Source organism: Streptomyces sp. NPDC086519, from assembly GCF_040686075.1.
Lineage (GTDB): Bacteria > Actinomycetota > Actinomycetes > Streptomycetales > Streptomycetaceae > Streptomyces > Streptomyces shenzhenensis.
Genome location: NZ_JBFBJL010000138.1, coordinates 1 through 5,432, shown reverse-complemented (window position 1 = coordinate 5,432; position 5,432 = coordinate 1). Strand labels below are relative to the sequence as shown.

5 protein-coding genes and 1 pseudogene are annotated in these 5,432 nt (G+C 69.9%); 4 read left to right on the top strand and 2 right to left on the bottom strand.

All coding sequences use genetic code 11. The annotated features are described in order from the left end of the window. The 4 genes and pseudogenes from AB0P24_RS47475 to AB0P24_RS47460 form a co-directional block, all read left to right on the top strand. The coding region (locus AB0P24_RS47475; RefSeq protein ID WP_365805657.1) for a DUF475 domain-containing protein at window positions 1–187 on the top strand (187 nt) is incomplete at its 5' end. Between the two features lie 412 nt (window positions 188–599). Then, entirely contained in the window at window positions 600–1,946 is a 1,347-nt protein-coding gene (locus AB0P24_RS47470; RefSeq protein WP_365805655.1) for a CBS domain-containing protein, read from the top strand. Next, the gene (locus tag AB0P24_RS47465; RefSeq protein ID WP_365805653.1) at window positions 1,943–3,229 is read left to right on the top strand and encodes a divalent metal cation transporter; all 1,287 of its coding nucleotides are present in this window, start codon (window positions 1,943–1,945) and stop codon (window positions 3,227–3,229) included. Before AB0P24_RS47470 ends, AB0P24_RS47465 begins: the two co-directional genes overlap by 4 nt. A gap of 196 nt (window positions 3,230–3,425) precedes the next feature. Next, window positions 3,426–3,606, top strand: a pseudogene (locus AB0P24_RS47460) (transcriptional regulator); the annotation flags it as partial. 190 nt (window positions 3,607–3,796) lie between these two features. Here the strand turns inward: AB0P24_RS47460 and AB0P24_RS47455 are convergent. Together AB0P24_RS47455 and AB0P24_RS47450 are read right to left on the bottom strand one after the other, a co-directional pair. Further along, window positions 3,797–4,600, bottom strand: coding sequence for a hypothetical protein (locus AB0P24_RS47455; protein WP_365805651.1), 804 nt, complete (start codon window positions 4,598–4,600; stop codon window positions 3,797–3,799). A gap of 114 nt (window positions 4,601–4,714) precedes the next feature. After that, complete coding sequence (locus AB0P24_RS47450) at window positions 4,715–5,233, bottom strand: hypothetical protein (RefSeq protein WP_365805649.1); 519 nt, start codon at window positions 5,231–5,233, stop codon at window positions 4,715–4,717. Window positions 5,234–5,432: the final 199 nt, after the last annotated feature.

The following is a 5,432-nucleotide window of genomic DNA, read 5'->3' as shown; positions in this document are numbered from 1 at the left end:
CTACGCGATCGGCGCGCTGGCCGTGATCCTGATGGTCACCATCCAGTACGAGATCAACGAGGTCATCACCGGTCTCGTCGGCGTCGTCCTGATCGCCTGGTCGTTCTGGTCCTCCGTACGCCGCAACCGCGCGCTCGCCGACACCGAGGGAGAACCGGAGACCGCCGAAGCCGTCCGTGCCCCCTAGGTCAAGGGCTGGTCATCGATGCGGGACGAGGGTCGGAGCAAGCGTATGCTGTGGGCGGTTTCTCCAGATCAGGAGGAGTCTCCCCAACCCAGGGGGAGCGCCCGAGGCATGCCGTGCCGGGGAACCTGCTGCATGATCGTGACGCCCTGCGCGCCGCCGGAACCGGAAGGAGGCGACATGGACAGTAGTCCGGGCCATAGTCGGTCCTTCTTCGTGTTGTCCGCGCCGTCCTTTCGTGGCTCGGAGCAGCTCGCTCCTTCCTGACCCGTACGGTCTCCTCCTTGCTTCGGCAGGGTGAGCACTGACGCAGGCCCTGCTGTCCGTACGAGGGAAATGTGCTGCCCCGGAGCCGCCCGATGCCCCGCCATGCCGGGGCAAGGGGGTGTTCACCTTGGCTGCCCACACTCTGTTCATGTCCACCTCGGCCCGTCTGCGCGACCGCAGGGTCACCCTGGAACGCCGCGCCACCGCCTCCAAGGCGGTCCGCACATCACTGGTCTCGCTGGCCGGCCTGATCGGCGGCCCGGTCAGCAACCAGGCCGGCGAGGAGGTCGGCCGTGTCGTCGACGTCGTCGCCCGGCTGTACGGCGAGGACTCGTACCCGCCCGTCACCGGGCTGATCCTTCGGATCGGCCGACGGCACACCTTCCTCGCCGCCGACGCCATCGGCAAGGTGCACGCCGGACACGTGCGACTGTCCACCGCACGCGTCGACCTGCGCGACTTCGCCCGCCGACCCGGCGAGGTCCTGCTGGCCAAGGATGTCCTCGACCATCAGCTGGTCGACGTGGACGGGGTCCAGGTCACCCGGGCCGCCGACCTGTATCTGGCCCCGCTGGTCGACCGGGTGGTGCTGGTCGGCGTGGACGTCTCCCTGCCCACCCTGCTGCGCCGCCTCGGCCCGCGCCGCTGGCAGGCACGCCCGACCCCGGAGCGGGTACTGGACTGGCAGTCCGTGGCGCCCTTCGCCGAACAGGCCACCGAGGGCCCGCCGGAAGTGCGGCTGCGCGCCTCCCGGACCGCGCTGCACCGGCTGCGCCCGGCCGACCTCGCCGACATCCTCGAAGACCTCGGCCGCGCCGAACGCCAGCAGCTGCTGGGCTGGCTGGAACCGGAACAGGCCGCTGACGCGCTGGAAGAGATGGAACCGCACGAGCTGGAGAACCTCCTGCGCGAGGCGAAGCCGGAGCACGCCGCCCGTCTGGTGGACGAGATGGAGCCGGACGAGGCCACCGACGCCCTGCGCGACCTCACCTCCGAGGAGCGCGAGGCACTGCTGACCCGCATGCCGACCGACGAGGCTGCGGAACTGCGCCGACTGCTGGCACACCGCGAGGGCACCGCGGGCGGCGCCATGACCACCTTGCTGATCACCGTCGGCCGGGACGAGAACGTCGCCCAGGTGCGGGCGCAGCTGGCCGAGCAGGCCGAGCACCGCACCGAGATCGATGCCGTCGCGGTCGTGGATGAGGAGGGCCGGCTGGTCACCGACATCGCCCTGTTCGACCTCGCCGTGGCCGAGGACACCACCCCGCTGGCCGACCTGGTCGCATGGCGGGCTCAGTTCGGTCCACCCGTCACCGTCCGTCCGGACACCGCGCTCGCGGAGGCCGCCGACGAACTGGTCGCCGCCCGAGCCTCCTCGCTGCTCGTTGTCGACGACGGCGACCGCCCGCTCGGCCGGATCCTGGCCGACGACCTGCTCGACGCCCTGCTGCCCGAACGCGGGCGCCTGCACTTCCGGAGGATCCTGCGGTGACCCGCGAGCTCGACACCACCGCGCCCGCCGACGCTCCCGTCGTGCGGCGGCGGGGCCTGGGGCGCATCGCCATGATCGCCGCCGTCGCGGGCCCCGGCCTGGTCGCCGCAAACGCCGGCAACGACGCCGCAGGCATTGCCACCTACGCCTCCGCAGGCTCCCAGTTCATCTACGGCACGCTCTTCTTCATGGTGTTGGTCACCATCGCCCTGGTGATGGTCCAGGAGATGGCCGTGCGCCTGGGCGCGCACACCGGCAAGGGCCTCGGCGCCCTGATCCGCGAGCAGTTCAACCTGCGACTGACCGCACTGGCCGTCTTCTGCCTGCTGCTCGCCAACACCGGCCTGGTCGTCAGCGAGTTCGCGGGCATCGGCGCCGCCTTCGAGCTCCTCGGCGTCCCGAAATGGGCTGTCATCCCACCGGCCGCCATCCTGCTCTGGGCCCTGGTGCTGTTCGGCTCCTACCACTGGGCCGAACGCATCTTCCTGATCATGTCGCTGGCGTTCTTCGCCTACCCGATCGCGATGATCCTCGGCCACCCGCACTGGGCCGACGTCGGACACCACCTGATCGTCCCGCACATCGAACCGAGCAAGGACTTCATCCTGCTCGCCGTCGCCCTCATCGGCACCACGGTCAGCCCGTACATGCAGTTCTACGCCGCCGCAGGCGTCGTCGACCGCGGCGCCAAGCCGGCCGACTACCCCCTCATCCGCGCCGACGCCATACTCGGCGCAGTCTTCGCCTGCGTCATCAGCCTGACGATCATCATCGCCACGGCTTCCGCGATCGGTGGCACGGGCCCGCTCAACTCCGCGGCCCAGGCAGCGGAGGCGTTGAAACCGGTGGCCGGCCAGAACGCCGAACTCCTTTTCGCCCTAGGCCTGATCGGCGCCTCGGCTCTCGCGGGGGCGGTGGTCCCGCTCTCGGCCAGCTACGCCATAGGGGAAGCGGCCGGCGTGGAACGATCCGTCTCCCGCAGCTTCCGCGACGCCCCGCTGTTCCTCGGTCTGTTCACCGCCCAGATCGTCCTGGGCGCCACCGTGGCGATGACCCCGGTCGACGTCATCCAGCTCCTCATCGGCACTCAGGTCCTGCAGGGTCTCATCAGCCCGATCGTTCTCGTCTACCTCCTGGTCCTGACCAATCGCCGCTCCGTCCTCGGCCCGGCTGCCAACAGTCCGCGCTACCGCGTCGCCGCCACCGCCGTGGTCGTCGGCGTCGCGAGCATGTCCACGATCCTGCTCGTCCAGACCGTCCTCGGCTGGTTCGGCCTCGGCTGAACCCCATTCCGACCGGGAGGAAGACCCGTCATGAAGAAATACGGTTCCTACCTGCTGGGCACGGCCCTGCTCGCCTGGATCACCACCATCGTCGTGCTGATCGCTCTCGATCCTCAACCCATCCCCTGACCTGAGGCTCAGGCTTCAATCTGTGGGCGCGGGGGCAACGGTCACCGGTGCGGCCTTTGGTGATTGCCACCTGGCCTGCCTGCGCGACTGCGGCGGCATCGTCGGCGCCGTCCTCGAAGGCCGCCGCACGCGCCATGAACTTGGCCGATGCCCGCCTCGGTCACGCCCTGGACGGCCTGCGCGGTGTGGTCCTCGCCGTCGCGGTGGACCACACCTGCGCGGACGCCGAGGAGAAGGGCTGCTGCTGATGACGACGCTCTCCCTCGGCTCGGCCCGAGACGACGCGCGCAATTCACCCGCCGCATACGCCTCCTGGTCGCCGACACCATCGCCTGCAACGTCGTCGGGGCGGTCGTCGCCCTCCCGGCCGGCACCCTCGACTCCTCCACCGCTCTGATCGGCTTCGGCCCTGACTCCGTCATCGAGGCCGGACTAGGGTTATTCGTCCAGGAGTTCGTCGAGAACCTCGGCGGCGGTTGTGTTGCCCTGGTCCGCCAGACGCCGCAGTTCGGCGAGGTCGCCCTGTTCGGTGGCGAGTTCGATGAGTTGGTCTGCCGCGGTGGAGTTGCCGGTCTCCGCGAGACGCCGCAGTTCCCCCATGTCGCTCTGTTCCGTGGCCAGTTCGATCAACTCGTCGGCGGCGTCCGCGTCTCCGCTGTCGACGCGCTCGCGCAGGGCGGCCACATCGGACTGGTAGGACGGGTTGGACTCGCTGGTCATGGGACTCTCCGTGTCGTCGGGGCTGAGGGGGCGGTGCGGCCCAGGGAGACAGTTTCCCGGAGGCGCGCAGTTCCTCGCGGTATGCATGCCACTCGACCCGCAGCGCGGGCAGGCGCTCGGCGAGGAACTCCGCCAGCGCGACCATCTCTTCGAGTGGGGCACGGCGCTTCGGCGCAGCGTCAGCGAGCGGCCCTCCCGGAACAGCGCCGCGTGCTCAAGGGGGAGGGTTGCGTCGAAGTTCTGTGGCTGTCGGCCGGTCGGGTTCAGGCTCACCCGGTCCATTCGTTCGCCGGCCGACCTGGTGCGTCGTGCCAGGTCGTAGCTTTTCAGCAGCTTGACCGTGCCCGTGATCGCGCTTCTGCTCGCCAGCAGCGCTTCGCGCAGTTCGTCGATCGTCTGCTGGGCCGGATCGCACACGAGCAGATATCCGAGCAGACGTCCGGCCATGGGCGGGCAGTCGTAGTGGCGGGCGCCGAAGCGGCCGACGTGGACGGCGAAGAGCAGTCGGGCGTCCTGCGGCACATCAGCAATCCAGCGGCTGTCACCGAGATGACAGCAATTTCTGTCATCTCAGCTCTGTTGGCAGATGGCAGATGGCAGGGCGGACAGGTGATGGGGGAGGGTGCTCTCTGTGGGTCAGGAAAGTCCCGATGCCCGAAGTACCGCTTGGAGCGTCTCGTCGTCTATGTGATGCCCCAGTCGCTCCATGACATCCGCTCCCAGGCGCAGCGTTCCGCGGTCCAGGGAGCGCCGGAAGCCTGTGTCGAGTGCGTGCCAGAGAAGGGGGCTGGCCGCGAGGATCCGGGGATCGAGTTCCAGCCGGTTGCCGAAGGTGTCGCGGAGGATCAGGGGGGAGGAGACGCCGTCGTACTGCCGTACGGCCGTCAGCGCGTTCGTGCGGACGATGCGTCGGCGCCAGGGAGTGCGGACCGCGAGCCAGCCAGGGCCCGCGCTCACCCGCGGCGGCAGCAGGATGGCGCACACCGCGGCTGACAGGGCGAACCAGAGCAGAGCGCGCAGAGGCGTCAGGCTTCCCGCGTCCCAGTCGACCAGGAGGGCCATGGTGCAGAACACCAGCGCGCAGCTCACCGCGAGCCGGGCGCTGCCACGCCAGTGGCGGTCGTCGGCCGGGGCCGCCGGTCCGCTCCGTTCCATGCTCCCGACGCTAAGTGGCCGTCACGTGGCTCGCCCTCGCTGCTGACGGGGTCCTAACGCCGTGTGGGTGAATATTGACGGGATCCTGACGCGGTCGCCGGAGTCTCAGCCGGTGTGGACGCGCGGCCGCCGGGCGCGGTCCGGCTCGGCCTCGCGGAGCACCTCGCGGGTGACCGGTGCGACCTCGCCCTGGCCGAAG

Excerpts from the sequence above, each read along its gene's own strand:
- AB0P24_RS47470 (WP_365805655.1), top strand. The coding sequence starts at position 600 with ATGTCCACCTCGGCCCGTCTGCGCGACCGCAGGGTCACCCTGGAACGC.
- AB0P24_RS47450 (WP_365805649.1), bottom strand. The coding sequence starts at position 5,233 with ATGGAACGGAGCGGACCGGCGGCCCCGGCCGACGACCGCCACTGGCGT.